The sequence below is a fragment of the Micromonospora sp. NPDC050276 genome (assembly GCF_044459545.1).
Lineage (GTDB): Bacteria > Actinomycetota > Actinomycetes > Mycobacteriales > Micromonosporaceae > Micromonospora.
In genome coordinates, this window is the sequence record NZ_JBITJA010000004.1 from 23,667 (window position 1) to 48,535 (window position 24,869).

26 protein-coding genes and 1 pseudogene are annotated in these 24,869 nt (G+C 72.4%); 10 read left to right on the forward strand and 17 right to left on the reverse strand.

Annotation, left to right across the window (positions count from 1 at the left end; all coding sequences use genetic code 11):
* Positions 1-34 precede the first annotated feature (34 nt).
* A complete protein-coding gene (locus tag ACIBF8_RS09005; protein WP_396781806.1) occupies positions 35-742 on the reverse strand; it encodes a DUF305 domain-containing protein in 708 nt (235 codons plus the stop codon).
* A gap of 138 nt (positions 743-880) precedes the next feature.
* On the opposite strand from ACIBF8_RS09005, the gene ACIBF8_RS09010 reads away from it, so the two are divergent.
* Positions 881-2,326 carry an LVIVD repeat-containing protein gene (locus ACIBF8_RS09010; protein ID WP_396781807.1) on the forward strand — a complete coding sequence of 482 codons (1,446 nt, stop codon included), beginning with the start codon at positions 881-883 and terminating at the stop codon, positions 2,324-2,326.
* 195 nt (positions 2,327-2,521) lie between these two features.
* On the opposite strand, the gene ACIBF8_RS09015 is transcribed toward ACIBF8_RS09010, so the two are convergent.
* The 8 genes and pseudogenes from ACIBF8_RS09015 to ACIBF8_RS09050 all read right to left on the reverse strand — a co-directional run bounded on the left by ACIBF8_RS09015 (position 2,522) and on the right by ACIBF8_RS09050 (position 9,601).
* Positions 2,522-2,995, reverse strand: a complete 474-nt coding sequence (locus ACIBF8_RS09015) for a DUF1203 domain-containing protein (RefSeq protein WP_396781808.1) — start codon at positions 2,993-2,995, stop codon at positions 2,522-2,524.
* Between the two features lie 62 nt (positions 2,996-3,057).
* Positions 3,058-4,646: pseudogene (locus ACIBF8_RS09020) on the reverse strand (asparagine synthetase B family protein).
* Positions 4,647-4,648: 2 nt separating this feature from the next.
* On the reverse strand, positions 4,649-5,617 hold the full coding sequence (locus ACIBF8_RS09025) for a DUF5715 family protein (RefSeq protein WP_396781809.1): 969 nt from the start codon (positions 5,615-5,617) through the stop codon (positions 4,649-4,651).
* A 229-nt stretch (positions 5,618-5,846) separates the two neighbouring features.
* A complete protein-coding gene (locus ACIBF8_RS09030; RefSeq protein WP_396781810.1) occupies positions 5,847-6,644 on the reverse strand; it encodes an isocitrate lyase/phosphoenolpyruvate mutase family protein in 798 nt (265 codons plus the stop codon).
* A complete protein-coding gene (locus tag ACIBF8_RS09035; protein WP_396781812.1) occupies positions 6,641-7,675 on the reverse strand; it encodes a cytochrome P450 in 1,035 nt (344 codons plus the stop codon). Before ACIBF8_RS09035 ends, ACIBF8_RS09030 begins: the two co-directional genes overlap by 4 nt.
* A 72-nt stretch (positions 7,676-7,747) precedes the next feature.
* On the reverse strand, positions 7,748-8,491 hold the full coding sequence (locus ACIBF8_RS09040) for an ArsR/SmtB family transcription factor (RefSeq protein WP_396781814.1): 744 nt from the start codon (positions 8,489-8,491) through the stop codon (positions 7,748-7,750).
* Between the two features lie 51 nt (positions 8,492-8,542).
* Positions 8,543-8,845, reverse strand: coding sequence for a hypothetical protein (locus tag ACIBF8_RS09045; RefSeq protein ID WP_396781816.1), 303 nt, complete (start codon positions 8,843-8,845; stop codon positions 8,543-8,545).
* Positions 8,846-8,866: 21 nt separating this feature from the next.
* Positions 8,867-9,601, reverse strand: a complete 735-nt coding sequence (locus ACIBF8_RS09050; RefSeq protein WP_396781817.1) for an SDR family oxidoreductase — start codon at positions 9,599-9,601, stop codon at positions 8,867-8,869.
* Here ACIBF8_RS09050 and ACIBF8_RS09055 point away from each other — a divergent pair.
* Complete coding sequence (locus ACIBF8_RS09055) at positions 9,587-10,249, forward strand: transcriptional regulator (RefSeq protein WP_396781819.1); 663 nt, start codon at positions 9,587-9,589, stop codon at positions 10,247-10,249. The two genes, ACIBF8_RS09050 and ACIBF8_RS09055, sit on opposite strands and share 15 nt — an antisense overlap.
* Before the next feature lie 17 nt (positions 10,250-10,266).
* Here ACIBF8_RS09055 and ACIBF8_RS09060 read toward each other — a convergent pair whose 3' ends face one another.
* Positions 10,267-10,413: a hypothetical protein gene (locus ACIBF8_RS09060; protein ID WP_396781820.1), complete on the reverse strand. Its 147-nt coding sequence runs from the start codon at positions 10,411-10,413 to the stop codon at positions 10,267-10,269.
* A gap of 168 nt (positions 10,414-10,581) precedes the next feature.
* Here ACIBF8_RS09060 and ACIBF8_RS09065 point away from each other — a divergent pair, with 168 nt between their 5' ends.
* Together ACIBF8_RS09065 and ACIBF8_RS09070 are read left to right on the forward strand one after the other, a co-directional pair.
* Positions 10,582-10,968 (forward strand): hypothetical protein, encoded by a 387-nt coding sequence (locus tag ACIBF8_RS09065; RefSeq protein ID WP_396781821.1) that lies wholly within the window; start codon positions 10,582-10,584, stop codon positions 10,966-10,968.
* 136 nt (positions 10,969-11,104) lie between these two features.
* Complete coding sequence (locus tag ACIBF8_RS09070; protein WP_396781822.1) at positions 11,105-12,838, forward strand: DEAD/DEAH box helicase; 1,734 nt, start codon at positions 11,105-11,107, stop codon at positions 12,836-12,838.
* Between the two features lie 95 nt (positions 12,839-12,933).
* Here the strand turns inward: ACIBF8_RS09070 and ACIBF8_RS09075 are convergent, their stop codons facing one another.
* From ACIBF8_RS09075 to ACIBF8_RS09095, 5 genes are all read right to left on the reverse strand, one after another.
* A complete protein-coding gene (locus ACIBF8_RS09075; RefSeq protein WP_396781823.1) occupies positions 12,934-14,028 on the reverse strand; it encodes a right-handed parallel beta-helix repeat-containing protein in 1,095 nt (364 codons plus the stop codon).
* A 258-nt stretch (positions 14,029-14,286) separates the two neighbouring features.
* Positions 14,287-14,691, reverse strand: a complete 405-nt coding sequence (locus tag ACIBF8_RS09080) for a DoxX family protein (RefSeq protein WP_396781824.1) — start codon at positions 14,689-14,691, stop codon at positions 14,287-14,289.
* Positions 14,692-14,823: 132 nt separating this feature from the next.
* A complete protein-coding gene (gene lon, locus ACIBF8_RS09085; protein WP_396781825.1) occupies positions 14,824-17,154 on the reverse strand; it encodes an endopeptidase La in 2,331 nt (776 codons plus the stop codon).
* Positions 17,155-17,287: 133 nt separating this feature from the next.
* Positions 17,288-18,157, reverse strand: coding sequence for a manganese catalase family protein (locus tag ACIBF8_RS09090; RefSeq protein ID WP_350864169.1), 870 nt, complete (start codon positions 18,155-18,157; stop codon positions 17,288-17,290).
* Positions 18,158-18,240: 83 nt separating this feature from the next.
* On the reverse strand, positions 18,241-18,969 hold the full coding sequence (locus ACIBF8_RS09095) for a sensor histidine kinase (protein WP_396781826.1): 729 nt from the start codon (positions 18,967-18,969) through the stop codon (positions 18,241-18,243).
* Between the two features lie 98 nt (positions 18,970-19,067).
* Between ACIBF8_RS09095 and ACIBF8_RS09100 the strand changes: the two genes are divergently transcribed.
* Complete coding sequence (locus ACIBF8_RS09100; protein ID WP_396781828.1) at positions 19,068-19,676, forward strand: response regulator; 609 nt, start codon at positions 19,068-19,070, stop codon at positions 19,674-19,676.
* Positions 19,677-19,821: 145 nt separating this feature from the next.
* A complete protein-coding gene (locus tag ACIBF8_RS09105; protein ID WP_396781830.1) occupies positions 19,822-20,169 on the forward strand; it encodes an Lsr2 family protein in 348 nt (115 codons plus the stop codon).
* A gap of 130 nt (positions 20,170-20,299) precedes the next feature.
* Here ACIBF8_RS09105 and ACIBF8_RS09110 read toward each other — a convergent pair whose 3' ends face one another.
* Complete coding sequence (locus ACIBF8_RS09110; protein ID WP_396781832.1) at positions 20,300-21,553, reverse strand: hypothetical protein; 1,254 nt, start codon at positions 21,551-21,553, stop codon at positions 20,300-20,302.
* 295 nt (positions 21,554-21,848) lie between these two features.
* The gene (locus tag ACIBF8_RS09115) at positions 21,849-22,730 is read right to left on the reverse strand and encodes a DUF2726 domain-containing protein (RefSeq protein ID WP_396781833.1); all 882 of its coding nucleotides are present in this window, start codon (positions 22,728-22,730) and stop codon (positions 21,849-21,851) included.
* A 164-nt stretch (positions 22,731-22,894) separates the two neighbouring features.
* On the opposite strand from ACIBF8_RS09115, the gene ACIBF8_RS09120 reads away from it, so the two are divergent.
* From ACIBF8_RS09120 to ACIBF8_RS09135, 4 genes are read left to right on the forward strand one after another with little or no spacing between them, the layout of a single operon-like run.
* Positions 22,895-23,086, forward strand: coding sequence for a hypothetical protein (locus ACIBF8_RS09120; RefSeq protein WP_146754562.1), 192 nt, complete (start codon positions 22,895-22,897; stop codon positions 23,084-23,086).
* Positions 23,083-23,463 (forward strand): Asp23/Gls24 family envelope stress response protein, encoded by a 381-nt coding sequence (locus ACIBF8_RS09125; RefSeq protein ID WP_396781835.1) that lies wholly within the window; start codon positions 23,083-23,085, stop codon positions 23,461-23,463. Before ACIBF8_RS09120 ends, ACIBF8_RS09125 begins: the two co-directional genes overlap by 4 nt.
* 1 nt (position 23,464) lies before the next feature.
* Positions 23,465-23,986: a DUF6286 domain-containing protein gene (locus tag ACIBF8_RS09130; protein ID WP_396781837.1), complete on the forward strand. Its 522-nt coding sequence runs from the start codon at positions 23,465-23,467 to the stop codon at positions 23,984-23,986.
* A complete protein-coding gene (locus tag ACIBF8_RS09135; protein WP_396781839.1) occupies positions 23,983-24,543 on the forward strand; it encodes a hypothetical protein in 561 nt (186 codons plus the stop codon). The genes ACIBF8_RS09130 and ACIBF8_RS09135 overlap by 4 nt, the downstream gene beginning before the upstream one ends.
* The last annotated feature ends 326 nt before the right edge of the window (positions 24,544-24,869 follow it).

A 24,869-nucleotide genomic window follows, 5' to 3' on the forward strand; every position in this document is an offset into this window, starting at 1 on the left:
CGGGACGCTCCGCCCTCGCGCCCCGCGCCCGGGCTCAGCGGTCGAGGACCTCGTGCATGCGGTCGATCTCGACGGTCTGCTCGGTGGCGACGGAGGTGGCGAACTCGTTGAGCGTCAGGTCGGAGCCGACCGTGAGCAGGTTGGTCGCCATCTCGATGGCGCCCTGGTGGTGCTCGGTCATCATCCGGACGAAGAGCCGGTCGAAGTCCGCGCCACGGGTCGCGGCGAGCTGGCGCATCGCCTCGGGCGACTGCATGCCGCGCATGGTGCCGTGGTCGTGCCCCGGCGCCTCCGCCGGGAGACCACGGGTCTGCAGCCAGCCGCGCATCATGCCCATCTCCGGCCCCTGGCTGGCCCGGATCCGCTCGGCGATGGCCCGGACGTCGGGGTCGGCGGCCCGGTCGGGGGCGAGCTCCGCCATCGCCAGGGCCTGCGCGTGGTGCGGAATCATCATCCGGACGAACCAGACGTCCAGCGAGTTGTGTGGGGCGGGCCCAGCGTCGCGGACCTCGTGCGCCGCGCGGGTGGTCGCCGTCTCGCCGGGTCGGCCGGGCGCGATGACGGTCAGGTCGGTGGGGACGGGACTGGCCGTCGGAGACACGGCGGAGGTGGCGGGTGCGGAGACCGGCTGCGCGGCGCCGGTTTCGGCGTCGTCGCCGAGGCGGATCATGAGGAACGCCACCAGCGGCACCACGAGGGCCGCTGTGACGATCGCCAGGGTTCGTGCGCGCCGGTCGGTCATGGGCCACTCCCTGGAGTCGAGGTCATCGCGATGTTATCTATTGAAGAACCCACTTTGATGTGAACCAGGTCACATCGACGTTCTTCGCCGGACGGTAACGTGTCATCCATCGTCTCCCCCTTGCGAAGGGCCCCGCCGATGATCAGACTCCACAAGCCACGGTTACGACAGCTGCGTGTCGTGGCGCTCGCCACGACCGGCCTCCTCGTCGCCAGCGCCCTCGTCGCCCCGGCGAGCAACGCTCAGGCGCTGCCGCAGGCGGCGCCGGCCCCGGCGCTCACCAACGAGATCCCCGGCGTCGACGAGATCGTGAGCAGCCCCAACCTGCGTCAGATCGCCAACGTGCCGAAGGTCGCTCCACTGGACGCGACCAACAGCGACATCGCCTTCCAGGGCAAGTACGCGTTCGCCGGCAACTACAACGGCTTCGTCATCTACGACATCTCGCGGCCCAGCGCGCCGACGGTCAAGGCCCGGGTGCTCTGCCCGGGGTCGCAGAACGACATCTCCGTCCATGGTGACCTGCTCTTCCTCTCGACCGACTCGTCGCGCAGCGACGACTCCTGCAGCAGCACGCCGCAGGGCGCGGACGTGAAGGGCTCGTGGGAGGGCATCAAGGTCTTCGACATCAAGGACAAGGCCAACCCGCGCTACATCAAGTCCGTGGAGACGGCCTGCGGGTCGCACACCCACACCCTGGTGCCGGGCAAGGACCGCAAGGCCGTCTACCTGTACGTCTCGTCGTACAGCCCGCGGGCCGAATTCCCGGACTGCCAGCCGCCGCACGACTCCATCTCCATCATCAAGGTGCCGGTGAAGAAGCCGACCGACGCGGCCGTGGTCGCGACGCCGAACCTCTTCCCGGACGGCGGCTTCCCCGGCAGCGGCACCGGCTCGGCGACGACCGGTTGCCACGACATCACCGCCTACCCGTCGAAGGACCTGGCCGCCGGCGCCTGCATGGGTGACGGCATCCTGCTCGACATCAAGAACCGCGAGGCACCCCGGGTCATCAACCGGGTCCGGGACGAGGTCAACTTCGCGTTCTGGCACTCGGCCACCTTCAACAACTCCGGCACCAAGGTGATCTTCACCGACGAGCTGGGTGGTGGCGGGGCGGCGACCTGCAACGAGGCCATCGGCCCGAACCGGGGTGCGGATGCCATCTACGACGTCACCGGCCGCGGTGACGCCCGGACGATGACCTTCCGCAGCTACTACAAGATCCCCCGGGCCAACGCCGACACCGAGAACTGCGTGGCGCACAACGGCTCGCTGATCCCGGTGCTCGGCAAGGACATCATGGTCCAGGCGTGGTACCAGGGTGGCATCTCGGTGTTCGACTTCACCGACTCGGCCAACCCGAAGGAGATCGCCTTCTGGGAGCGCGGCCCGCTCTCGGCCGACACGTTCGTCGGCGGTGGCACCTGGTCCGCGTACTACTACAACGGCCACATCTACTCCAACGACATGGTGAAGGGCCTGGACGTCCTGGAGCTGAACGACTGGCGTACCTGGACGGCCAAGCTGACCCGTTACCAGGAGCTCAACGTGCAGACCCAGCCCAGCTACCTGGGCTGGTAGGCAACACGCACGACGCCGGGCCCGACCCCCGATCTGCGGGGGCCGGGCCCGGCTCAGCTGCGGCGGCAGGGGTCGAGCCGGCTGAAACCGTGGGGTCCATCACCGGTGCGGGGGTTGCGAACCTGCACCCTGCTCGCGGTCACCGCGACGCTCGCCGCGGTCGGCGCGCTGCTGCTGGTGACCTGAGCGCCCGCGTTACTCGGCGACCCGCTGCACGGCGAACATGAAGCACCCGTACACCACGTTGCGGCTGTGCAGCTGGCACACCGACGCGTCGGCGAACAACTCGGCGATCACCGTCTCCGGATCGGTGCCGTCGTGCAGGCGCCCCCCGCAGATCCGGCCCTTTCGGTCGTACGCCCGCAGCACCTGGGGCCGCCCCCGCCACGCCGGGGGGTGGCCGCCGGTCCCGTCCGGCCCGGAGCAGGCGGCCGCATGCGCGAAAACCGGGCCGATCTCCCGGTACGGGCCGGCGGCGACCGGCGGCGCGTAACCGAACAGCACCAGTTCCTCCCCCTGCTCAGCGTCGCGCAAGCAGCAGCGCAGGGGTTCTCCGCCACCGGCCACGACCGACTCGACGGCTTGGTCGGCGGCGTCGCGGCCGGTACGTCGGATTCGCTCGAGCGTCGCGGTCGGCACGCCGTGCACACGGAACCTGGTGTTCGTCATCGGACCAGCCTGGCCCGCCGGCGGCGCGGGTGCTGGCGGCGATCGGACCTGACGCTGGACGGTCAGGGCCGGGCCGGGCGCGGGCCGACCAACCGGCGGACCATCGGAGCCGCGTTCCACTTGGCCGCGCCGACCAGGTCGCGGGCGTGCTCCAGGACCGTGTAGTCGGGTCGGGTCAGCCCGTCGGCGATGGCCCGGTCCAGGTCGTTGCCGCAGCGGCTCAGCACGCTGTCGAAGTCCCGGCGGACCGGCTCCTGCAGGTCGTAGCCGAACGAGCGGTGCAGCCGGGCGAAGAGTGGCTTGTACAGCCGGACCCGCTCGTGCAACCCGGACGAGTACGACATCGGGTTCTTCGGCCGGCGCAGGATGTAGTCGGGCAGCACATCGGCGAAGGCCCGCCGGACGATCCACTTCTCCTGCCCGTGGCGCAGCTTCAGATCCACCGGCAGTCGCATCGCCAGCTCCACCACGCTGAGGTCGAGGAACGGCACCCGGGCCTCCACGCCGTGCCCCATGGCGGCCCGGTCGACCCGCTGCAACTCGGTGCGGCACAGGTTGCGGATCCGGTGCAGGAACAGTCGACGGGACGCCGACGGGCCGACCTGGTGGTACATCGGGTACCCGCCGAACAGTTCGTCGGAGCCGTCGCCGGTCAACACCACCTTGATGCCCAGGTCACGCAGCCGCCGGAAGGTCGGCACCGAGACGACCGCGTTGATGATGTCGCCGTACTCGGTCAGCTCGGAGATCCGATGGCCTCGCGGACGTCGGCGAGCCGGATGTCGCGCGGACGCAGCTCGACCACCACGTGCGGCACGTCGAGATCGTTGGCGAGCCGCCGGGCGTACGCCACGTCGGGGCTGTCCGCCACGCCGACCGTCACCGCGACGCAGTCGGGGTGGATGTCGCGCACCTGCCGCAGGGTCAGCGAGCTGTCCAGGCCACCGGAGAGCACCACCCCGACGGTCAGGTCGGTCTCCACCCGCATCCGGATCGCGTCGCTGAGCGCGGCGCGCACCAGCAGGGCGGCCTCGTCCGGGTCGTCGATCACCGGCAGGCCGTCGCCGATGGTGAACAGGTCGACGTGCGGGCGCAGTCGCACGTGCCCGTCCGCCTCGGCCCAGCCATGATGCCCGGGCGGCACCTCGGCGATCGGGGCGCCGTGCCCGACCAGCGCCTTGACCTCGGAGGCGAGATACAGGCAGCCGGGCCGGCGGGACCAGTACAGCGGCTTGACCCCGAGCGGGTCGCGGGCCAGGTACGCCCGGCCGGTAGCCCGTTCGACGACCGCGAAGGCGTACTCACCGCGCAGCCGGGTCACCGCCGCCTCGCCCCACTGCTGGAACGCGGCGAGCAGCACCTCGGTGTCGCTCTCGGTGCGGAAGGCCTGCCCGAGGCGGGTCAACTGCGCCCGCAGCTCCCGGTAGTTGAAGATCTCGCCGTTGAAGCAGAGCAGCCACCGCTCGTCGGTCGACGTCCACGGCTGCACCGCCCGGTCCCGGTCGACCACCCGCAGTCGACGGGTGCCGGCGAGCAGCCCGCTCTCGGACCGGGTCTCGGTGACCTCGCCACGGGGGGCCAGGGCGGCGAGCATCCGCCGGAAGGTCGCCGGGTCGGCCTCGGGGCCGATGCTCAACGCGATGCCGCACACGCTCAGATCCCCATCTCGGCCTCGTACGCCCGGCGCAGGCGGCGCCGGGCGGTGGGAGCGAGGCACAGGTGCCAGGCCTGCCCCTCGTCGATCACGTTCAGCTCGCCGGCCTCCTGCCGGCTCAGCAGCAGCTCGGCCAGGGCGTCGCGCGCGCCGAAACGCTCGAACCAGGCCAGCTCGACGTCGACCGAGTAGCCGAGGCAGTGCCCGCTGGGCAGCATCGCGGCGTAGCCCAGGCGACGCAGCCGGTACTGGTGCTCGGCGCTGCGGACCAGGCTGGTCACCCACAGCGGCGGGGTGGCCGGCGGCGCGACGGCGGCGAACTCCCGCCCGATGTCGTTGAGCAACGCCACCACCTCGCGCCGGGCGCGGCGAAAGAGCAGTCCGGCGGTACGCGGGGTGGCGTCGGGTCGCAGCCGGCGACGCAGCCCGCGCGCGGCCCGGCCCAGCACGGTGGCGGGCTGCTCCTGATAACAGAAGCGCAGCAGGTCGCGGCGGCGCAGCCATTCCAGGTCGACCAACTCCGGGCTGCCGTTGACCTGGTCGTCGGTGACGAAGGTCGGGGCGTCCTGCCACCACAGCACGTCGATGCGGGAGAGCAGGAAGATCCGGACCAGCGCGCTGAGGTCGCGCGCCGAGGTGCGCTCGTTCGGCTGGTAGCGGGCCATCTCCAGCAGCAGCGTCTCGCGCGCGCCGAGCAGCCCCTGCGGGGTGGCGTCGAGGACCGCGGCGAGCGCCGGCTCCCGCAACCGCTCGTCGATGAGCACCTGCCGGGCCCGGGTGCTCGCCGCGTCGGCCAGGGCGCCGACCTCGACCAGCAGTTCGGCGACGGCGGCCCGGTAGCCGGCCAGGTCGGGCGCGGGGGCGGGAGGGCGGCGGGAGGTGACGCCGGAGGGGCGACGGCGGGCCGGGGCGGTGGGCGGCGGAGGCGAACCGGGCTGCTGTCCCGGGCTACGGCTGGGCACTCGCATGACGGGGTCCCTTCTCCGGTCACGACATTGGGTGATTCGCCCTGTAACACACCGTAATCGTCGGCACCGGAGTGGACCGAACAATCCTCCTATCTACCCCCGAATGGAGCGTCGACGACGCACCCACTCGACTCGTGACACCTGTGCAGCTGATGTCGTCACCGAATCAAGGCCGCCGGGCACGAGCCGCCCGGCCCGGCACCCACCGCCGGAGCGCCGGCCGCCACCGTCAGTCGCCGCCCGTCGGCACCAGGGCCTGCACCTCGGCGTACGACGGGAGTCCCGCCGGTGCGGTGGGCCCGCCGAGGCGGATGGCGTCGACGGCGGCGAGTGCGGCTCCCAGCGCGGCCCGGAACAGCAGGGAGCCGGTGCTGACCCGGGCCACCCCGGCGGCGGTCAGCTCGGTCAGCCCCGGCCCACCGGTCTGGTACAGCGCGTTGACCGGAGCGTCGATCCGCTCGGTGAGGACGCGCAGGATGGCCAGATCGACGGTGCCGGGCACGAAGATCCCGTCGGCGCCGGCCGCCCGGTAGGCATGCGCACGCGCGAGGGTCTGCGGCAGCGGGTCGACCACCGAAAGCCACCAGGTGTCGGTGCGGGCGTTGACGAACAGGTCCGGCACCGCCGCCTTCACCGCCGCGACCTTGTCGGCGACGCACTCGGGTTCGGCCAGGGTGCCGTCCGGGCGCCCGTCCTCCAGGTTGATCCCGACCACGCCGAGCCCCGCCAACTCCGTCACGTACTCGGCGACCTCCGCCGGGTCGTCACTGAACCCGGCCTCCACGTCCACGCTGAGCAGCACCGGTAGCCCGGCCAGCCGGCGGGCCAGGGCGACGGTCTCGCCCGCGGTGACCGCCGCGCCGTCGGTAAGGCCGGCGGCCGCGGCGACCCCCAGGCTGGTGGTGCCGATGGCCGGATGCCCACCCGCGGCGAGCGCCGCCGCCGAGGCGTGGTCCCAGGCGTTGGGCAACAGCAGCGGGCGGCCGGCGCGGTGCAGGGCATGGAACGCGCCACGACGGTCGATCATCGGACGTTCACCTCCAGGTTCGCCGGGACGCGCAGGGTCGGGTGCGGTTCGTGGCACACCGGGTTGGGGCTGCGCCAGCATCGTTCCCGCAGCACGTCGAGCACCCCGGTGGCCAGCGCCAGGGCGTGCCGGTCGCCGGGGCAGCCCCGCTCCCCCGCCCCGAAGGTCAACAGTCCGGCGCCGGGCCGACCGGGCTGGAACGTCGCGGGCTCGGTGAACGCCTGCGGGTCACGGTTGGCCGCGTCGAAGCGCAGCAGCACGGGGCTGCCCGCGGGCAGATCCCGCCCGCCCAGCCGTACCCCGTCGACGGTGACCCGTCGGGTGGCCCGGACCGGCGGGTCGAGGCGCAGCACCTCGGCCAGCAGGTCGGCGGTCCCGGCCGCGACCGGCGCCCGCGGGGCGGCCGGGGACAGCAGGTGGTGGGCGGCGGCACCGATCAGGCCGGCGGTCGCGTCGCACGCCTGGACCAGCAGCCCGATCAGGTTCGCCCGTACCATCGGCGGTCCCTGCGGCGCGAGCGCCAGCAGCGCCGCCACCGCCCGGTCGGCCCGCGCGGTCAACGCCGGGTCCACCCCCGGGTGGTACGCCGCCGCGACGACCGCGACCGCCGTCCCGGCGGCTGCCGGATCGGCGAAACCGAGGCGCTCGGCCAACGCCCGCAGCGGCACCGGCCGGGCCAGTTCCCGCATCACGTCGACACGGTCGCCGGCGCGGTCGAGTCCGGCCACGGTCAGCCGTGCGGCGTCGTGTCGCAGGTCGTCCGGGTTCAGCGGGGCCAGCGCGGCCACCACGACCGCCCGACGGTCCGCGTGCCGTCGCGGTGGACTGAACCGGCTGACCGTGGCGCGCAGCCAGGCGAGGGTGCCGGGTGGGCCCGTGTCGACGGCCGGCACCTGAAACGCCGGGTCGGTCAGCGCCGCCCGCACGTCGGCGTGCCGGGTCAGCCACCAACCGCGGTCCGGATCGAATGAGGGCGGGCCGGACGGTGGCGTTCCGGCAGCGGGCGCGATGCGCGGCCAGGTGTCAGTCACGACCCGACCGTAGAACCCGAATCCTTCGCTCCCCACCGAACGATCCCGCCGGAGTCGCCTGCCGATCGCCCGTCAGGCGCGACCGCTCGTGTGCGGCGGGGCTCCCGGCGGGGCGAGGGCGTGCTCGGGGATGGACAGGGCCACGGCCAGCCCAGGGCGACCGGTGGGCGTGAGACGGACGGCGCGTCCGCTGCCCTGGCTGATCCAGCCCAGGTCGGTGAAACGCTGGCGAAGCGCCGCGCCGAGCGCCCCGGCCAGGTGCGGACGGCGTTCGGTCCAGTCCAGGCAGTCGCGGACCACCGGGCGGCGGGCAGCGCGCAGCACGTCCACCGGTACGCCCAGCCCGGCCGCCCAGGCCCAGCCGTCGGGCGTCAACGCCAACCCGCTGGACCGGTCGAGTCGACGCTCGGCCAGCAGCGCGTCGTACATCAGCACGCCCAGCCGTCCGGCCAGGTGGTCGTAGCAGGTCCGGGCGTACGCCAGGGCGGCGCTGGCGGTCACCGCGCGCAGCGACCCGGTCGGTGTGGGCGTGGCCGGGGCGTGCCCGGCCAGGCCCTCGATCAGCTGGGCCACCGACGGCCCGGCCAGCCGCAGGTAGCGGTGCCGGCCCTGCCGTTCCTCGACGAGCAGCCCACCGCGGACGAGTCGGGTGAGGTGGTCGCTGGCCGTCGACGGGGCGACCCCGGCGCGCCGGGCCAGCTCACCGGCGGTCCACGCCCGCCCGTCGAGCAGCGCCAGGCACATCCCGGCGCGGGTGCCGTCGGCCAGCAGGGCCGCCAGCTCGGCCATCCCCCGACCGTCGGTGCCAACGCTCATCGCCCCATCATCCCCCGCGATGGCGGCGCGGCTGCGCAGCGGGTGCCGGGGTCAGCTGACCCGGTGCAGCACCGGGACGATCCGGAAGTCGACGGTGGCGTGGTCGATGGTCGCGTGCACCGGGGAGTCGACCATCTCCGTCATGATCCCGGAGGCGCTGCGCCGGCCGTCCCCGGCCGAATCCCAGGCGACGATGTCGGTGATCGTGCCATCCTCTGCCTCGGTGATGCGGCGCCAGCGGAAGCCGGGCTGGCGTCGTAGGTAATCGTCGATGTCCCTGTTGGACCTCACGAAGTCGGCGCCGCTGAGGCCGGGGACGAGCCGAAACGTCGTCATCTCAAGTGCTTCGCTCATGGTTGTTCTCCTCCTGCGTGTTCAGCCCTGCGCGGTGGACCTCATGATGATCTCGTTGACGTCGACGGTGTCGGGCTGCGCGATCGCGGCGGCGATGGCAGCGGCCACCGCGGAGGCCGGCATGCCGAGTTCGTCGACCGCCGCCTGAGCGGCGGCCTGGATCTGCGGGTCACCGCCGTGCCGGGTGAGTTCGGAGTGGGTGTAGCCCGGGCTGACCAGGGTCACCCGGACCTCCCGGCTCTCCTGACGCAGGCCTTCGGTGAGTGCTCGGACGGCATACTTGGTGGCGCAGTACACGGCCGCGGTCGGGTCGACCCGATAGGCGGCGGAGGATCCGATGTTGATGATGTGGCCCTTGCCGCGAGCCCGCATCAACGGCAGGGCAGCGGCGACGCCGTGCAGAGTGCCGCGCAGGTTCACGTCGATCATCTGGTCCCACTCGTCGGTCCGCAGGGAGTCGAGCGCGGACAGGGCCATCACCCCGGCGTTGTTGATCAGAACGTCGACGCGCCCGTACCGGTCGTGTGCGCCTTCGACGAACGCGAGCACGCTGCTCCGGCTGGTGACGTCGAGTTCCTGGTAGTCGGCGGTGCCGCCGTCCCGGCGCAGTTCGTCGACGAGCGCGGCGAGCCGGTCGACCCGTCGGGCGCCGAGTACGACGTGGTGGCCGTCGGCGACCAACCGGCGGGCGGTCGCCGCACCGATGCCACTGCTCGCGCCAGTGATGAGAATGATCTTTGAGTGTGGGCCGGTCACTGCTGCTCCTGGTCTCGGTTGCAGGTGCTGGACGCGATCGGACGGGCGCTGCGCCTCGATCTGGACGCCCGTGGCCACCTTTTCCGGCTTGCCGGGCTCAACCCCAGCCCGGGTCCGACGAGCTTCCGGGACTCGGTCCATCCCGAGTTGCTGCGGCTGCTGGACGCGTTCCCGCACTCCGCGGCCTACGTGCTCAATCCCGCGTTCGACGTACTGGCCACCAACGGCGTCGCGGCCGCGCTACTGTCGCCGTTCGTGGGAACCGTGAACATGGTCCGGGTGCTGTTCCGGCACCCGCAGGCACGCAGCGTCTTTCCGGACTGGCCCACTCTGACCGAGAACGTCGTGCACGCCCTGCGGCTCAATGCCGGCCTCTATCCCGATGACCCGGAGATTCAGTCGCTGGTGACCGACCTGCGGCAGGACTCGCCGGAGTTCCGCTCACTCTGGGAGGACCAGACGGTAGGCGGCCTGACCCGCATGTTCAAGGTCGTGCACCACCCGGACGCCGGACGGATCGAGCTGACCTACCAGGCCTTCGACGTCCGGGACGCATCAGGCCAGCAACTGCTGGTCGGTACGCCGGCGCCGGGCAGTCGCAGCGCCGAGGCCCTCGCCCAGCTGGCCGCCGTGCACGCCTCGACGTGAACCGCCGGGGGTTGGCGTCAGCCGAGCCGGGTCACCGATCGATCCCCGCCGTCGTAGCTTCGAGCTTCCACGAACGTGCCCGTTGGGCGCTGCCCGCCGGCGACGGCGCGGGCCAGCCGCAGGTCCGCGTTGCGGAACCGCAGTGCCAGGCTCAGGTGCGGCACCCACGCGTCGGGTGCGTGCCACGGGCGGTGTCCCTCAGACCGCCCGGACCGCGACCTCCACGCCGGGCGAGCAGACCAGTTCCACCGTACGCACGCGTCCACGCTAGCCGGACGCTCCGCGCCACCCGAACAGGTCGGGACCGAGCCGCGACGTCAGGCCGGGTGGCGGTGGCGAGGGCCGCTGACCGGCAGGAGCGACTCGACTCTCCCCACCGCGGTCAGAGCCAGTCGTTGTCCCGGGCGGTACGCACCGCCTCGGCCCGGTCGGCCGCGCCGAGCTTCTGCACGGGTCAACGCCTGGCGCGGGTGCCCGGGGCGGGCGTATCCGGTCAACACGATCACCGCGCACTCGGGACGGACGCGGTCAGCTCGGCGGCCACCGCGATGCCGTCCAGGCCGGGCATCTCCAGGTCCACCACCACCACGTCCGGACGGTACGCGAGCGTCGCGGTGACCGCCGAGGCCGGCGGCGGCCTGGGCCACCACGTCGATATCCGGCTCCAGGCCGAGCCGGGCGGCGACCACGCCTGCTCGACGCGGCCCTCGCCGCGGTGATGGTGCTGGCCATCCTGACCACCGACGCCTGATCAAGGCCGCCACGGAGATCAGGAACGGACACGGCACGGGCTCGGGGACGGCTCTTGTGGCGGTCGGCGCAACGGCCCGGACGGCGTGATGAAAGGCTTGGCACATGAGTTCCGCACCTGCACAGCACGACGCACCGATTGACGCCATCCCCACCGGCCCCGACGAGGTGAGCGCCTTCACCGAGCTCGGGCTGCGCGCCGAGCTGCTGGGCGCGCTCGCCGCCCTGGGGTACGAGGAGCCGACCCCCATCCAGCGGGAGGCGATCCCACCGCTGCTGGAGGGGCGGGACCTGCTGGGTCAGGCGGCCACCGGCACCGGCAAGACGGCGGCGTTCGCGCTCCCCCTGCTGAACCTGATGGCGGCACACCGGCAGGGCGGCGACCCGGTGGCGCTGGTGCTGGTGCCGACCCGGGAACTGGCGGTGCAGGTCTCCGAGGCGTTCCACCGCTATGGCAAGGACCTGGGCGCCCGGGTGCTGCCGATCTACGGCGGGCAGCCGATCGGGCGGCAGCTGCGGGCACTGGACAGCGGCGTCGACGTGGTGGTGGCCACGCCGGGACGGGCCCTCGATCACATCGCTCGGGGCACCCTGCGACTCGGTGGGCTGGCCACGGTGGTGCTCGACGAGGCCGACGAGATGCTCGACATGGGCTTCGCCGAGGACATCGAGGCGATCCTGGAGCACGCTCCGGCGCAGCGTCAGACGGTGCTCTTCTCGGCCACCATGCCGTCGCGCATCGACGGGATGGCCCGCCAGCACCTGCGGGAACCGGTTCGCATCGAGATCGGCCGGGAGCAGACGGTCGCCGGTGAGGCCCCCCGGGTGCGGCAGAGCGCGTACATCGTGACCCGGGCACACAAGCCTGCCGCGCTGGGCCGGGTGCTCGACGTGGAGTCCCCGACCGCGGCGATCGTGTTCTGCCGCAGCCGGGAAGAGGTCGACCGGCTGACCGAGACGATGAACGGTCGGGGCTACCGCTCCGAGGCGCTGCACGGTGGCATGAGCCAGGAGCAGCGCGACCGGGTCATGGGCCGGCTGCGGGCCGGCACCGCCGACCTGCTGGTGGCCACCGACGTGGCGGCCCGCGGGCTGGACGTCGAGCAGCTGACCCACGTGGTCAACTACGACGTGCCGTCCGCACCGGAGTCGTACGTGCACCGGATCGGTCGGGTGGGTCGGGCCGGTCGCGAGGGTGTGGCGATCACCCTCGCCGAGCCGCGTGAGCACCGGATGCTCAAGACCATCGAGCGGGTGACCGGCCAGCGGATCACCATCGACAAGATCCCCACCGTGGCCGACATGCGGACCCGACGGCTGGAGATGACCCAGGCGGCCCTGCGCGAGAGCCTGCTGGAGGACGACCTCGACCCGTACCGGGTGATCGTGGAGACGCTGACCGACGAGTTCGACCTGATGGAGGTCGCTCTGGCCGCCGTCAAACTGGCCCACGAGGTGACGTCGCCGGGCTCCGACGACGAGGAGGAGATCCCGCAGGTCCCGGTCCGCGGGCCGCGCGAGGGGCGGCCGGAGGGCGGCGGGCGGGGCGGCGACCGGCGCGGCGGAGGCCGACCCCGCTCCGGCGGTGGCAACACCGTGCAGGTCTTCGTCGGCCTGGGCCGGCGCGCCGGGGTACGCCCGCAGGATCTGGTCGGCGCGATCACCGGGGAGACCGGCATCCGCGGCCGGGACATCGGCTCGATCGAGATCGCCGACCGGTTCTCGCTGGTGGAGGTGCCGCAGGGGGTGGCCGACCAGGTCATCTCCGGGTTGCGCTCCAGCACGATCAAGGGCCGCAAGGCCACCGTGCGCCGCGACCGCGGGGGCGACGAGCGCTGAGCACGACGCCGGCGACCGCCGGGGTACGACGGTCGCCGGCGCCCCTGCCCCGCCAGGCGGCGACGGAGCCGTGACGTCGCGTTGCCCCGCCGGTGCTAGCCGATGTTTCCGCTGACCACGTTGTGGGCGCCGACCAGCGACGTGCCGCCGGAGCGGTGGTCGAACGCGCGCATCACGTTGTTGCTGACGATCCAGTTGTCGCTGCTACCGACCGTCACGATCGGTCGATCCTGGCGGCGGGGCGTCTGATCGTCGTAGAACTGGTTGCCGATCACCTGGCACATGGCGGAGTCCCGGCCGACGATCCCGTTTCCGCCGTTGTCGTGAATGTCGAGCCCCATGATCCTGGTCCGTCCGGACGACGAGACCTCGATGCCGTTGGAGGCGTTACGCCACAGCCGGCCGCCGATGAACTGCGTCCCCCAGACCTGCCGCAGGTCCGCTCCGCTGCCGATGCCACTCGTGCCGTTCGACTCCAGGTAGACGTTCTGGAAGATGGTGCGGTGGGCGACTTCGCGCAGCTCGACACCGTTGCCACGACACCCCCAGACGTGCAGGTTGTCGAAGAAGCAGGCGCTGTCCAGCAGTCGAATCCCGGTCTGGCACTCACCGACCCAGACGTTGAGGAACTCGTTGTCGTACGCCACCTTGTTCACGAAGATGCCGACGCCGAGGCAGTCCTCGACGTTGATGTCAGTGATCTTGTTGGCGTGGGCGCTGGTGTCCGCGTCGGTGCCGAGGAACTCGATGGCGTGGGTCCCCGAGTTGCCGAAGTGCAGGTGGTGGAAGGTCGACCGGGGGCCCCGGACGGTCAACAGCACGTTGGAGGTCCGCATGCCGTAGAAGTGCACGTTGGAGATCTGGTTGTACTTACCGCTGGAGACCAGACGGCCGGTGTAGCCCGGGGCCGGCTGGATGATCGCCCCGCCGATGTTCTCACCGGTCCAGGTCACACTCGTCGGAAACCGAACCTCCGAGCCGAGACCGAGGGTGCCCACCGGTTGGAAGATCTCGCCGCCGCCCGCCGGCAGCATGCTCAACGCGGTGGTGACCTTGGCCGACTCGTCCCCGCCGTCGAGCAGGCAGCCGACCCGGGGGTCCCGCAGGTTGAGCGGAGCCTCTCGCACGGTCGCGACGGGCGGCGCCCCCGCCTTTTCCGCACCGGCCAGGGTGGCCACGGTCGTCGCCACCGCGGCGCCCGCGCCCCCAGCGAAGAGGACTCGCCGGCCCAACCGACGCCCTGCTGGATCTGACCGTTGTGGCACTGCCGGCGGTACCGCGCCCGGCGAGCTCACGATCGGTTCCATACCTCTCCCCCGTTGGTGCCAGGTCGAGCAGCGGCCAGACTCTACAGTGCATCGTTGTCCGCTGACGACGCGCGTGGGCCGGCCCGATCCAGGCGCCGTGGCAGGTGGAAGCACCCGCCGAGGACCGCCGGTCGACGCCGGTCAGAGCGCGTACGGGCCGAAGCGGCCCCACGCCACCACGGCGGCGAGGACGAGCAGCACCGCGCAGAGGATCGCGCCCTGAAGCTCGGTGCGACGCCCGTCCGGGCTGGCCTGCTGCTTCCGGTCGCGCAGGTGCACCAGGATGCCGCCGACCATGACGATGACCACGCCGACGGCGGCGAGCGGGGTGAGGACGGTGGCGATGCCGGTGAGGCCGGGCAGCACGAGCCCGGCGGCGGCCAGCGCTTCGACCGTGCCGAGCGCCTTGACCTGCGACGGCGGGACCGGGTCCACCCACCGCATCACATCGCGCAATTTTTCCTTGGGCTGGGTCAGCTTGGCCAGGCCAACGCCGGCGAAGACGGCGGCGAGCAGGATCTGGATGATCCAGAGCACCACGTTCACGGGGGTTCCTCCAGGGAGCCGTCTGTCGGCGGAGAGGGTGGTTGACGGTGCAAGCGAGACAGTAGACCCTTGCCCGCGTACCGAAAGGCCCCCGCCGTCGGAAAGACGGCGGGGGCCCGGATGGGCGGAGCGTCAGACTGTGAAGAGCGCCGGACCGTCCAGCGTCTTCACGTCGGCCGGGCGCAGCGCCAGGGCGAGCACGTCGGCCACGTCGGCCAGGGTGTGCACGGTCAGCGCCTCGCGCACCTCGGTCGGTAGGTCGTCCAGGTCGGGCTCGTTGCGGGCCGGGATGATCACCTCGGTGAGGCCGGCCCGGTGCGCGGCGAGCAGCTTCTGCTTCACCCCGCCGATCGGCAGCACCCGACCGGAGAGCGTCACCTCACCGGTCATCCCGAACTCCGGGCGGACCGGGCGACCAGTGACCAGCGACGCCAGGGCCGTGACCATGGTGATGCCGGCGCTCGGGCCGTCCTTGGGCACCGCCCCCGCCGGGAAGTGGACGTGGATCCGGCGACCCGCCAGGGCGTTCGGGTCGATGCCGAACCGCCGCCCGTTGGAGCGCAGGTAGGAGAGGGCGATGTGCGCCGACTCCTTCATCACGTCGCCGAGCTGGCCGGTCAGGGTCAGCCCCGGCTCGCCCTCCATGCTGGTCGCCTCGATGAAGAGCACGTCGCCTCCGGCACCCGTGACGGCCAGGCCGGTGGCCACGCCGGGCACGGCGGTGCGCTCGGCCGATTCCGGAGTGAACTTCGGTCGACCCAGGTAGCCGGTGAGGTTGTCGGTGCCGACGCGTACCGGCGTCGGGTCGGTCGCCAGCGTCACCGCCACCTTGCGCAGGATCTTGGCCAGGGCCCGCTCGAGCTGCCGGACTCCGGCCTCCCGGGTGTACTCCCCCGCGATCAGCGCGAGTGCCTCGTCGGCGACGCTGACCTCGTCGGCGGTCAGCCCGGCCCGCTCCCGCTGCCGGGGCAGCAGGTGGTCGCGGGCGATGGCGACCTTCTCGTCCTCGGTGTACCCGTCCAGGGTGACCAGCTCCATCCGGTCCAGCAGCGGGCCGGGGATGGACTCCACCACGTTGGCGGTGGCCAGGAAGAGCACGTCGGACAGGTCGAGGTCGACCTCCAGGTAGTGATCCCGGAAAGTGTGGTTCTGCGCCGGGTCGAGCACCTCCAACAGGGCGGCGGCCGGGTCACCGGCGTAGCCGGCGGCCAGCTTGTCCACCTCGTCGAGGAGCACGACCGGGTTCATCGAGCCGGCCTCGCGCAGCGCGCGGACGATCCGACCGGGCAGCGCACCGACGTAGGTGCGCCGGTGCCCGCGGATCTCCGCCTCGTCGCGGACGCCACCGAGCGAGACCCGGACGAAGTTGCGCCCGAGCGCCCGCGCCACGGACTCGCCGAGGCTGGTCTTGCCCACTCCGGGAGGACCGGCGAGGGCGAGCACGGCGCCGGAGCCACGACCGCCGACCACACCGAGGTTGCGCTCGGCGCGCCGGTTGCGCACGGCCAGGTACTCCAGGATGCGGTCCTTCACGTCGGCCAGGCCGGCGTGGTCGGCGTCGAGCACCGCCCGGGCCGCGGCCAGGTCGGTGTTGTCCTCGGTACGCGTGCCCCACGGCATTTCGAGCACGGTGTCCAGCCAGGTACGGATCCAGCCCGCCTCCGGGGAGGCGTCACTGGCCCGCTCCAGCTTGCCGACCTCGCGCATGGCCGCCTCGCGGACCTTCTCCGGCAGCTCGGCGGACTCGACCCGGGACCGGTAGTCGGCGGAGCCGTCCGGCTCGTCCTCGCCCAGCTCCTTGCGGATCGCGGCGAGCTGCTGACGCAGCAGGAACTCGCGCTGGGACTTCTCCAGCCCCTCGCGGACGTCACTGTTGATCTGCTCGGTGACCTCCTGCTCGGCCAGGTAGTCCTTCACCCAGCCGACCAGCAGCTCCAGCCGGGCGGTGACGTCCGGCGCGGCGAGCAGCTCGTTCTTCTGCTCCAGGGTCAGCCAGGGCGCGTAACCCGCCGAGTCGGCCAACTCGGAGAGGTCGGTCATCCGCTCCACCGCGTCGATGACCTGCCACGCGCCCCGTTGCTGGAGCACGGAGGTCACCAGGGCGCGGTACTCGCGGGCGAGTTCCCGGGCCCGCCCGGCGTAGGCGGGTTCGTCGAGTTCGGTCGCCTCGACCCAGAGCGCGGCACCGGGGCCGGGCACGCCGGAGCCGATCCGGGCCCGGGACAGGCCACGGATGACGGCGGCGGGCTCGCCCTCGGGCAGCCGGCCGACCTTCTCGATGGTGGCGACCACGCCCACCGGGCCGTACTCGCCGTCGATGCGCGGCACGGCCAGCAGTTTGCGGTCGCCGGTCGCGCGCGCCGCGTCGATCGCGGCCTGGGTGGTGGGGTCGAGGGTCACCGGGATGACCATGCCGGGCAGCAGCACGGTGTCGGTCAGGGGAAGTACCGGAAGAGTTGCCATCGAACACCTCGCGTTGAGTTGAGCGTGTCTCACTCAAGTAACAAAGCGTTCCCCTTGTTCCGATCTGTGACCCAGGCCACTCATCCGGCCGTTCCGTCGGGTCGCCCGACCCGCGGGCGACCCGACGGGCACCTCAGGTGAGCTTGCTCTTCACCGTGTTCACCACCGAGCCGGCCACCCCCGGGTTGGTGCCGTACAGGCGGGGATCACCCGGGGGCAGCACCGGCTCCGGCGCGTTCGCCCGCGGGTTGTCGTCGTACCGGAACTCGCCCTTGCCGTCCGGCGAGGGCCCGGACGCCCAGCGCCCCTGGGCGGCGTCGGTGCCCGAGGAGAAGCCCAGGTAGGTGTAGCCGTACTCCTCGGTGAACTCGCCCGAGTCCGGGAACGCCTCGGGCACCGGCATGTCCTCCAGCCCGTCCTCTTTGAGCTGCTCGATCGCCGCCAGCCACATGTTCTGGTGCATGGTGTCGCGGGCCAGCAGGAAGCGCAGCATCTGCTTGACGCCCGGGTCGTCGGTCATGTGGAACAACCGGGCGACCTGGAGCCGACCCTGCGCCTCGGCGGTGACGTTGAGCTGGAAATCGGCCAGCAGGTTGCCGCTGGCGGTGATGAACGCGCCGTTCCACGGGACACCGTTGGAGTCGGCGGGCAGGGCACCTCCACCGCCGTGGATGAAGTGCGCCGGGTTCTCGCCGGCGTAGGTCGCGGCGCCTCCGGGGTCCTCCGCGATCCCCTCGGTCAGCGACAGCGGCGCATTGTCCAACAGCCGGGTGATCATCGTGACGATCATCTCGACGTGGCCCATCTCCTCGGTGCCGACGTCGAGCAACAGATCCTTGTACTTGCCGGGCAGCCGGCAGTTCCAACCCTGGAAGAGATACTGGTTGGCGACGGTCATCTCGCCCCACTTGCCGCCCAGCACCTCCTGCAACCGGCGGGCGAACGCCGCGTCCGGGCCGTCCGGCTTGGCCTCGAACTGCAGATCCTTGACGTGGCTGAACATCTAACCTCCTCGGTACCAGAAACAGGTAGCGAGGCCGTTCCCGCGCCGGTGACCCGAGCGGGCCAACCGGTGTCCCGCCCGGGTCAACGCACCGGGCGAGCCATCGGCAGCAGCACCTCCAGCGCCACTCCGCGCGGGCGCAGCCGGTGCGCCCGCAACGCTCCCCCGTCCGTCGCGACGAGCTGCCGCGCGATCCACAGGCCCAGGCCGGACATCCCGACGGCCGGCACCGGACGCCGCAGCGCGACCAGCAACGCGTCGTCGACCCGGCCCTCGTCCGTGACCAGGATGCTCAGGCCGGGGCCGCGCACTGTGGCGTAGAGCCCGACCTGCCCGTCCGGTGGCCCGTGCCGCAACGCGTTCTCCACCAGGTTGACCAGCACCTGTCGAGTTCGTCCGGCCGGCACCGGGCAGGAGGCCGCCCGCCGGGTGGCCCGCGCCCGCCGACGGCCGACCGGCACCAGCGCGGCGGCCTCCCGCAGGATGCCCGCCAGCGCGACCGCCGGCTCCGGCTGCGGAGCCGGCGTCAGCACGCCGGTGCCGGCTGTCGCGTCGCGCAGCAGGCTCTGCAGGTGGGCGGCCTGGTCACGGGCCAGCTCAGTGATTGCCCGCCGGTCCTCGCTGGTCAACTCACGACGCTCGTCGGCCAGCGCCCGGGTCAGCGAGGTCAGCGTGCTGATCGGCGTCCGGAACTCGTGGCACAACACCCGCAGCAGCAACTCCGAATCAGCCACCGGTCGCCGGTCGCCGGATATCGGCTCGATGGGGCGCAACCCTCGCAGCAGGTCCCGCAGACCGTGCCGTACGCGCATCCACCCGACTCCTCTCGTTCGGTGCGAACCCGCATGATCGGTACCCGCTGGGGAACGGCCCAGACATGCCGGGAGCCGCCACCTTGCGACTTGTCGTCGTGGACGATCACCCCCTCTTCGTCCGCGGCCTGGAGTTGCTGCTCCCGATCACCACCAACGGCCGCGCCGAGGTGGTCGCCTCGACCGGTGACGCCGCCGCCGCGGCGGCGCTGGTCAGCAACTGCTGCCCCGACCTGGCACTGGTCGACCTGCACATGCCGCCGCCCGGCGGCATCCGGGCCGTGGCCGCGATCCGGCGGACCACCCCTCGGGTACGGGTGGTCGCGATGTCCGGTTCCGCCGACCCCGCGCCGGCGGTGGAGGCGCTGCGCGCCGGCGCCGAGGGGTTCCTGCCCAAGACCAGCGAACCGGAGGAGCTGCTGCCCCCGCTGCTGGCCATCCTCGACGGCTGGGCGGTGCTGCCAGCCGAACTGCTGCGCGTCATGCTGCGGCCCGCACGCGCCACGCCCGTCGACCTGGACGCCGAGGAACGGCGGCTGCTGCGGGCGATCGCCGCCGGCCGCAACACCATCGACATCGCCGAAGAACTGCACGTCTCCGAGCGAACGGTGAAACGGATGACCGCCGCGTTGCTGCGCAAGTTGCGAGTCTCCAGCAGAGCCGAGGCGGCCGCCATCGCCGGCCACAGCGGCATCCTCGGGCAATGAGGCCCCGACATCGTGCCGATTCCCCGGTTTTGCTCGGTAACGGAATCGCGACGCGCCGAATGAATGGAAGGCATATTGTTGCGGATTACCGGGGTGATAGGTCAGACTTTGGACACATCCCGCCGCACACAGGGAGTAATCGGCAATGGCGAGAAAAGTAATCACGGTCCTGACCGACGACCTCGACGGTGGGAAGGCCGACCGGACGGTCGAGTTCAGTCTCGACGGCGTGGCCTACACGATCGATGTCTCCGACGAGAATGCGGGCGTCCTGCGCAAGGCACTCGATCCGTACATCAATGCGGGCCGGCGGATCGGGCGCGGTCCGGTGGAGAGTTCCCGCGCAGTCCGGCGTCCGGGGCGACCCACCGGCGCGGGAATGGATCGGGAGCAGAACCGAGCCATCCGGGAATGGGCCGTCAAGAACGGCTACAAGATTTCCGAGCGGGGCCGGATCCCGGTTGAGGTCGTCGAGGCGTACAAGAACCGCTGAACCACGACTCGACGACGGGGCCCCGCCGTTCCCGGCGGGGCCCCGTCGTGTGTCCGGGCACCCGGACAGCGCGGCGGCCGGGCATCCCGGGTTGTCGCCCCAGGGTGCCCGGCCGCCGTTGCTCCGTCGGTCAGTTGACGTCGATGCGCACCGAGTCGAAGGCGGGGGTCTGGTTGGCCCGTTCCATCATCGGCAGGCGATGTGAGCCGTCACCGGCCCAGACGGAGCACTGCGCGGTACCCGACTCCGGCAGGCCCGGAATCTGGATGGTCACCTCGTCGGGCTGGGCGCCACCGCGGCCGTCCTCGGTCGCCACGAAGAACGCGGGCACCTCCTGCGGCTCCGGCGGAGCAGTCAGACTGTCCAGCATCCGGCAGGCGGTGTGGAAGTGACCGCGGACCAGGCCCTGGTCGTTGAGCAGGGAACTCTCCACGTAGTAGCCACCCTGGCCGGCGGCCAGGAAGCGGTCCCGCACCAGGTTGCGGGTGCTGACCCGCAGGGTGAAGGGCTGGTTCTGGCCGACCTGCTCGGGGAACTGGGTGATCAGCAGCGACGGGTTGTTGGCCGCCGCGCCGACCTCGCCGAACTCGGTGCTCACGCAGCGGTTGCCGTTCTGGAAACCGTCGTGCGGCTGGAGCCGGCTCTCCTCGCAGTCGTTGGCGAGCACGCCGAGGCCGGCGCCGGGCCCAGTGCCGCCACCGTTGTTCCCGCCGGGGTTGCTGGTGGGAGTGCTGGTGGGAGTGCTGCCGCCACCGTTGTTGCCGCCCGTGTTACCAGTCGGCTGCACCTGGCACTCGGCGAGCTGCGCGAGACCCTGCGGCCGGGGTCCGGCCCGGTCAATGGCGGTGGTGATCCGATCCAGCACGGCGCGCCTCTTGGCGGCCAGCGGCTGAAGGATCGCGCTGCGGATGAACGCCTCACCCTTGTTGCCCTCGGCGGCCAGCCGGCGGTCGGCCTCGGCGATCTGGGTCTGCAACTGGGCGAGGTTGCGGTCCACCTCGGCCCGCGCCCGGTCCGGCACCTGGGGCAGTTTGCTCGCCACATCCGGACAGGCAACGGCCGTGCCGGTGCCCACCGTGCCGTCCTTGCCGTCCTCGCACTCGGGGACCGACTGCTGTCCGTCACCCCAGTGATTACGCACCCACCGACCGTCCTGCCAGGTCCGAGTGGTCGAGCCGCCACCGGTCGGCGCGGTCGCGCCAGGGCTCGGCTCCACGCACTGCCCCGCAGCCGGACGTGGCTTATTTGTCCGCCGGTCCTGGGCCGACGAAATCTGAGTCACGGCGACAACTCCGCCGAAGACCGCGAGCGTGCCGACAACCGCCAGCAGACGCTTGCTCCGCGCGTTGCCGGAAGGCCGGCGCGCCCGAGTGGACCTGCGCATCGAATTGCTCTCCTTCTCGATCCGGTAGTGGATTTCTGCCCTCGGCGGACCGACGGATGTGAGTTGGCGTGCCACGGCGGCAACGCACCGTGACCGACCCGGTAATGCGTCGATGGCCGACGATGCCCTTTCCGCACCGTCTCCCGCGCCCGGTGGACGCGGATGGGGAGATCCTGTTCATTCGCGCAGGAGTACGGGCCGGTGCCCGGGAAGGTTCAACCGGCGCACAGGAAATTGCCGCGACCCGACACCGGGCCGGTGCGCGGCAGGGATCAGCAGGAGAAACGGGCGCCGATCAGTCGGCGCAGAGGTGGTCGAAGGCGAACCCGCCGACAAGTTCGTTGCGGCGCTGACTCAGCGCGACGATCTGGGCGGTCAACTCGGTGCGCGGCAGCAGATCCGCCGGCGCCTTCTCCCGCAGCCGCTCGCCCACCGCGACGGTGGCCAGATCCTCGGCCAGCCGAGCCGCGTCGATGCCGCACGAGAAGCGGTGTTCGGTCACCGAGACCCGCTCGATGAGGCACGCGTCGGGGCGTACCTGCACCCAGCTCCACCCCTGTGCCGGCCCGTCCGCCCAGCGGACGTGCAGCCCTCGCACGATCGGGTCGGCCACCTGCCCGGCCACGTACGCCTCGACGGCCGCCGTACGGGTCAGCGCGCCGAGGTCGTTGACCGGCCCGGTACGGCCGTCCGGCAGCCGACCCAGGATGTCCCGGAAGCCCACCGGCATCGGCTCGTCGGCGGCGGCGCTCACCCCGGTGCCGCCGGCGGCGTAGGCGCGCGCGTCGATCACGTACTCCACGAGACGGCGACCGTGCTCGGCGGCCCGCAGCGTCGGCGAACCGATGCGCAGCACGGGCAGGCCGACGGCCGCACTCACCGCGTCCTTGAGGCGCTCCACGCGCTGCTCGGCCGAGCCGGCGGCCGGCACCGGGCCGATCTCCACGGCGACGACCGGCCGGCCGGTGTCGGCGGCACAGACCACGAAGTCGAAGCTGGCGCGGCTCGCCGAGGTCCACTGGCTGCCGGTGACACCGGGCGGGCGACCTTGGACCAGGTCACTGAGCCGGCGGGCCGGAAAGACCCGGTGGCCGGCGCGACTGAGCAGCGCGTCCCGCCCCGCCTCGGCGGGCACCGTCCGCAGCCAGCCGCGGTCGTCGCTCCCGATGCTCGTCATCTGCCTGATCCATCCGCCGGTTGGTCGAGCCGGGCCGAGTCTAGGTGGTCGATCATGGCCGACCGACTTCTGATGTGATCCAGATCACAGCAGCGCCGACGTTCCAGGGTTGGCCGCCGGGTGTATCCAGCGACCGCTGGTACCGAACCGGCCCGGAGGTGACCATGTCGCGACAGCAGTTCGGCTTCCTCGCCGGGTTCCTCGCCGTGGCGGTCTGGGCACTCGCCGGCGTCGGCGTGGCCGCCCTCGCCGTGCTCGCCGGCCTGCTCGGCTGGCTGGTCGTTCGGGTGCTCGACGGTGACCTCGCGGTGACCGGCCTCGGCGACCGCCGTGCCGACGCTCGGCGACGCCGATGACCACCCGCCCGTCCACGGGGACGAACTCCGACGCCGGCCTGGCCGCCGGGGCGGCCGGTGCGCAGCCCCACCCGGCCGAAGCGGCGGACGTCGCACGGGTCGCGGTCCAGGCGGCCAGCCTCGTGCCGGGCGTGTCCGTCGTCCGCCCGGCGGCGGTCCGCCTGGACGACCGGTCCGTCGGACTCGACCTGCACCTGATCACCTGGTACGGGCACAGCGTGCCGACGATCGCCGAGACGGTCCGGGCCGTGGTCGCCGAGCGGGTGGCCGCTCAGACCGGGCTCAAGGTGGCGGTGGTGACCGTCACCGTGGACGACCTGCTCGTCCCCGGCGTGGACGTGTCCGGAGTCCTCACCGTCGCACCCGAGGACGGCTGACATGCGCAGCGCCAACCGCGTCGCCTCGTTGCTGCTGGCCACCGCCCTGCTCATCGGCGGCGCGGTGGCGGCCGTCCAGGCACTGCTGCTCACCCTGCACCGCCGGACGCCGCTCGACACCGCCGGCTGGTTCGACGCGCTGGGCGGCACCCGGTGGCGCGACCCGACGGTCCGGGCGGTGGCCGGCGGGGCGCTGCTGCTGGGCCTGGCCATCCTCGTCGCCCAACTGCGCCGCTGGGCACCGGTCCGGCTGCGCACCGACGAGCACGACGGCTGGTACCTGCACCGGCGCTGCGTGGAGCGGCGGCTCGCGGACGCCGCCAGCGCGGTTCCGGGCGTGCGCCACGCGCGGGTCCGGGTCCGACGGCGCGGCGGCCAGTGGCGGCCCCGGGTTCGCGCGACCGGCGACCCGGCGACGCGAGCGGAGATCGAGTTCGCGGTGCACCAGGAGCTGCACCGCCTCACCGCGCCCCGCCCCGGCCGGATCGACGTCCGGCTGCTGCCCCGGCGGAGACCGGCGTGAGCAACGCCGGGCACCGCCTGCTGTGGACCATCATCGCGCTGCTGCTGGTGGCCGGCAGCGCGGCGACGCTGGCGGCCGGCCTCGGCAGGCTGCCCGGCGTCGACCCGGCGGCGGTGCTGCTCAGCGCCGACCTCGTGGACCGGTGGCGGCTGGCCGCGCCGTGGAGCACCCTGGCCACAGCGGTCGCCGGGGCGCTGGTCGCCCTGGCCGGGCAGCGCCTGCTGGCCCGGGAGCTGCGGGGGCCCGGCGGCATGCTGCGCGGCACCCTGAGCCACCCCGGCCACCGGCCAGGCCGGACCCGGCTGGCCGCTGACGTGCTCGCCGACGCGCTGGTGCGCGACCTGACCGGCAACCCTGGCGTCCGCCGAGCCCGCGTGGTGCTCACCGGCGCGCCACCCCACCCCGACCTGTGGATCCGGGTGGACCTCACCGCCGACGCGCCAACCGCCGGCGTACGCGAGCACGTGCGCGGCGCGGTCCGCCGGTTCGCGGCGACAACCGACTGCCAGCCCGCCCACCTCGACGTGACCGCCCGCATCGAGCCCGGCCACCCCTGAGCGCCACCAGCGGCAGCGTGGCCACCCGCCGGTCGACCACCCGGGCGGTGACCGGTCGCCGTGGTAGCGGGCGTCGGCGGCCGCAGGCTCCGCGGCGCAACAGCACGTCGACCACGTCCCGGTACGGGGTCTCGGCCACCACGGTCTCGACCTCCCGGGTCATCACGTCACCCACCTGCCAGGTCCTCATCACGACCTCCCTCTCGCGGTCCATCTCGGACGCTCCGAGCGGGCGTCGACCGTCGTCAGGGCCGCCGGACCGGACCCGAGGGGGTCCAACGTCCCGGGACGTTGCGGTCTGTCGGCCCTGCCGGCGAGAAGGCCGT

What these genes read in the sequence shown, in the direction of transcription:
- ACIBF8_RS09025 (WP_396781809.1), bottom strand. Translation starts at nt 5,617, where the DNA reads ATGCGAGTGCCCAGCCGTAGCCCGGGACAGCAGCCCGGTTCGCCTCCG.
- ACIBF8_RS09015 (WP_396781808.1), bottom strand. Translation starts at nt 2,995, where the DNA reads ATGACGAACACCAGGTTCCGTGTGCACGGCGTGCCGACCGCGACGCTC.
- ACIBF8_RS09010 (WP_396781807.1), top strand. Translation starts at nt 881, where the DNA reads ATGATCAGACTCCACAAGCCACGGTTACGACAGCTGCGTGTCGTGGCG.
- ACIBF8_RS09115 (WP_396781833.1), bottom strand. Translation starts at nt 22,730, where the DNA reads ATGACGAGCATCGGGAGCGACGACCGCGGCTGGCTGCGGACGGTGCCC.
- lon (WP_396781825.1), bottom strand. Translation starts at nt 17,154, where the DNA reads ATGGCAACTCTTCCGGTACTTCCCCTGACCGACACCGTGCTGCTGCCC.
- ACIBF8_RS09095 (WP_396781826.1), bottom strand. Translation starts at nt 18,969, where the DNA reads ATGCGCGTACGGCACGGTCTGCGGGACCTGCTGCGAGGGTTGCGCCCC.
- ACIBF8_RS09045 (WP_396781816.1), bottom strand. Translation starts at nt 8,845, where the DNA reads ATGAGCGAAGCACTTGAGATGACGACGTTTCGGCTCGTCCCCGGCCTC.
- ACIBF8_RS09130 (WP_396781837.1), top strand. Translation starts at nt 23,465, where the DNA reads ATGCGCAGCGCCAACCGCGTCGCCTCGTTGCTGCTGGCCACCGCCCTG.
- ACIBF8_RS09005 (WP_396781806.1), bottom strand. Translation starts at nt 742, where the DNA reads ATGACCGACCGGCGCGCACGAACCCTGGCGATCGTCACAGCGGCCCTC.
- ACIBF8_RS09090 (WP_350864169.1), bottom strand. Translation starts at nt 18,157, where the DNA reads ATGTTCAGCCACGTCAAGGATCTGCAGTTCGAGGCCAAGCCGGACGGC.
- ACIBF8_RS09070 (WP_396781822.1), top strand. Translation starts at nt 11,105, where the DNA reads ATGAGTTCCGCACCTGCACAGCACGACGCACCGATTGACGCCATCCCC.
- ACIBF8_RS09030 (WP_396781810.1), bottom strand. Translation starts at nt 6,644, where the DNA reads ATGATCGACCGTCGTGGCGCGTTCCATGCCCTGCACCGCGCCGGCCGC.
- ACIBF8_RS09040 (WP_396781814.1), bottom strand. Translation starts at nt 8,491, where the DNA reads ATGAGCGTTGGCACCGACGGTCGGGGGATGGCCGAGCTGGCGGCCCTG.
- ACIBF8_RS09125 (WP_396781835.1), top strand. Translation starts at nt 23,083, where the DNA reads ATGACCACCCGCCCGTCCACGGGGACGAACTCCGACGCCGGCCTGGCC.
- ACIBF8_RS09105 (WP_396781830.1), top strand. Translation starts at nt 19,822, where the DNA reads ATGGCGAGAAAAGTAATCACGGTCCTGACCGACGACCTCGACGGTGGG.
- ACIBF8_RS09110 (WP_396781832.1), bottom strand. Translation starts at nt 21,553, where the DNA reads ATGCGCAGGTCCACTCGGGCGCGCCGGCCTTCCGGCAACGCGCGGAGC.
- ACIBF8_RS09120 (WP_146754562.1), top strand. Translation starts at nt 22,895, where the DNA reads ATGTCGCGACAGCAGTTCGGCTTCCTCGCCGGGTTCCTCGCCGTGGCG.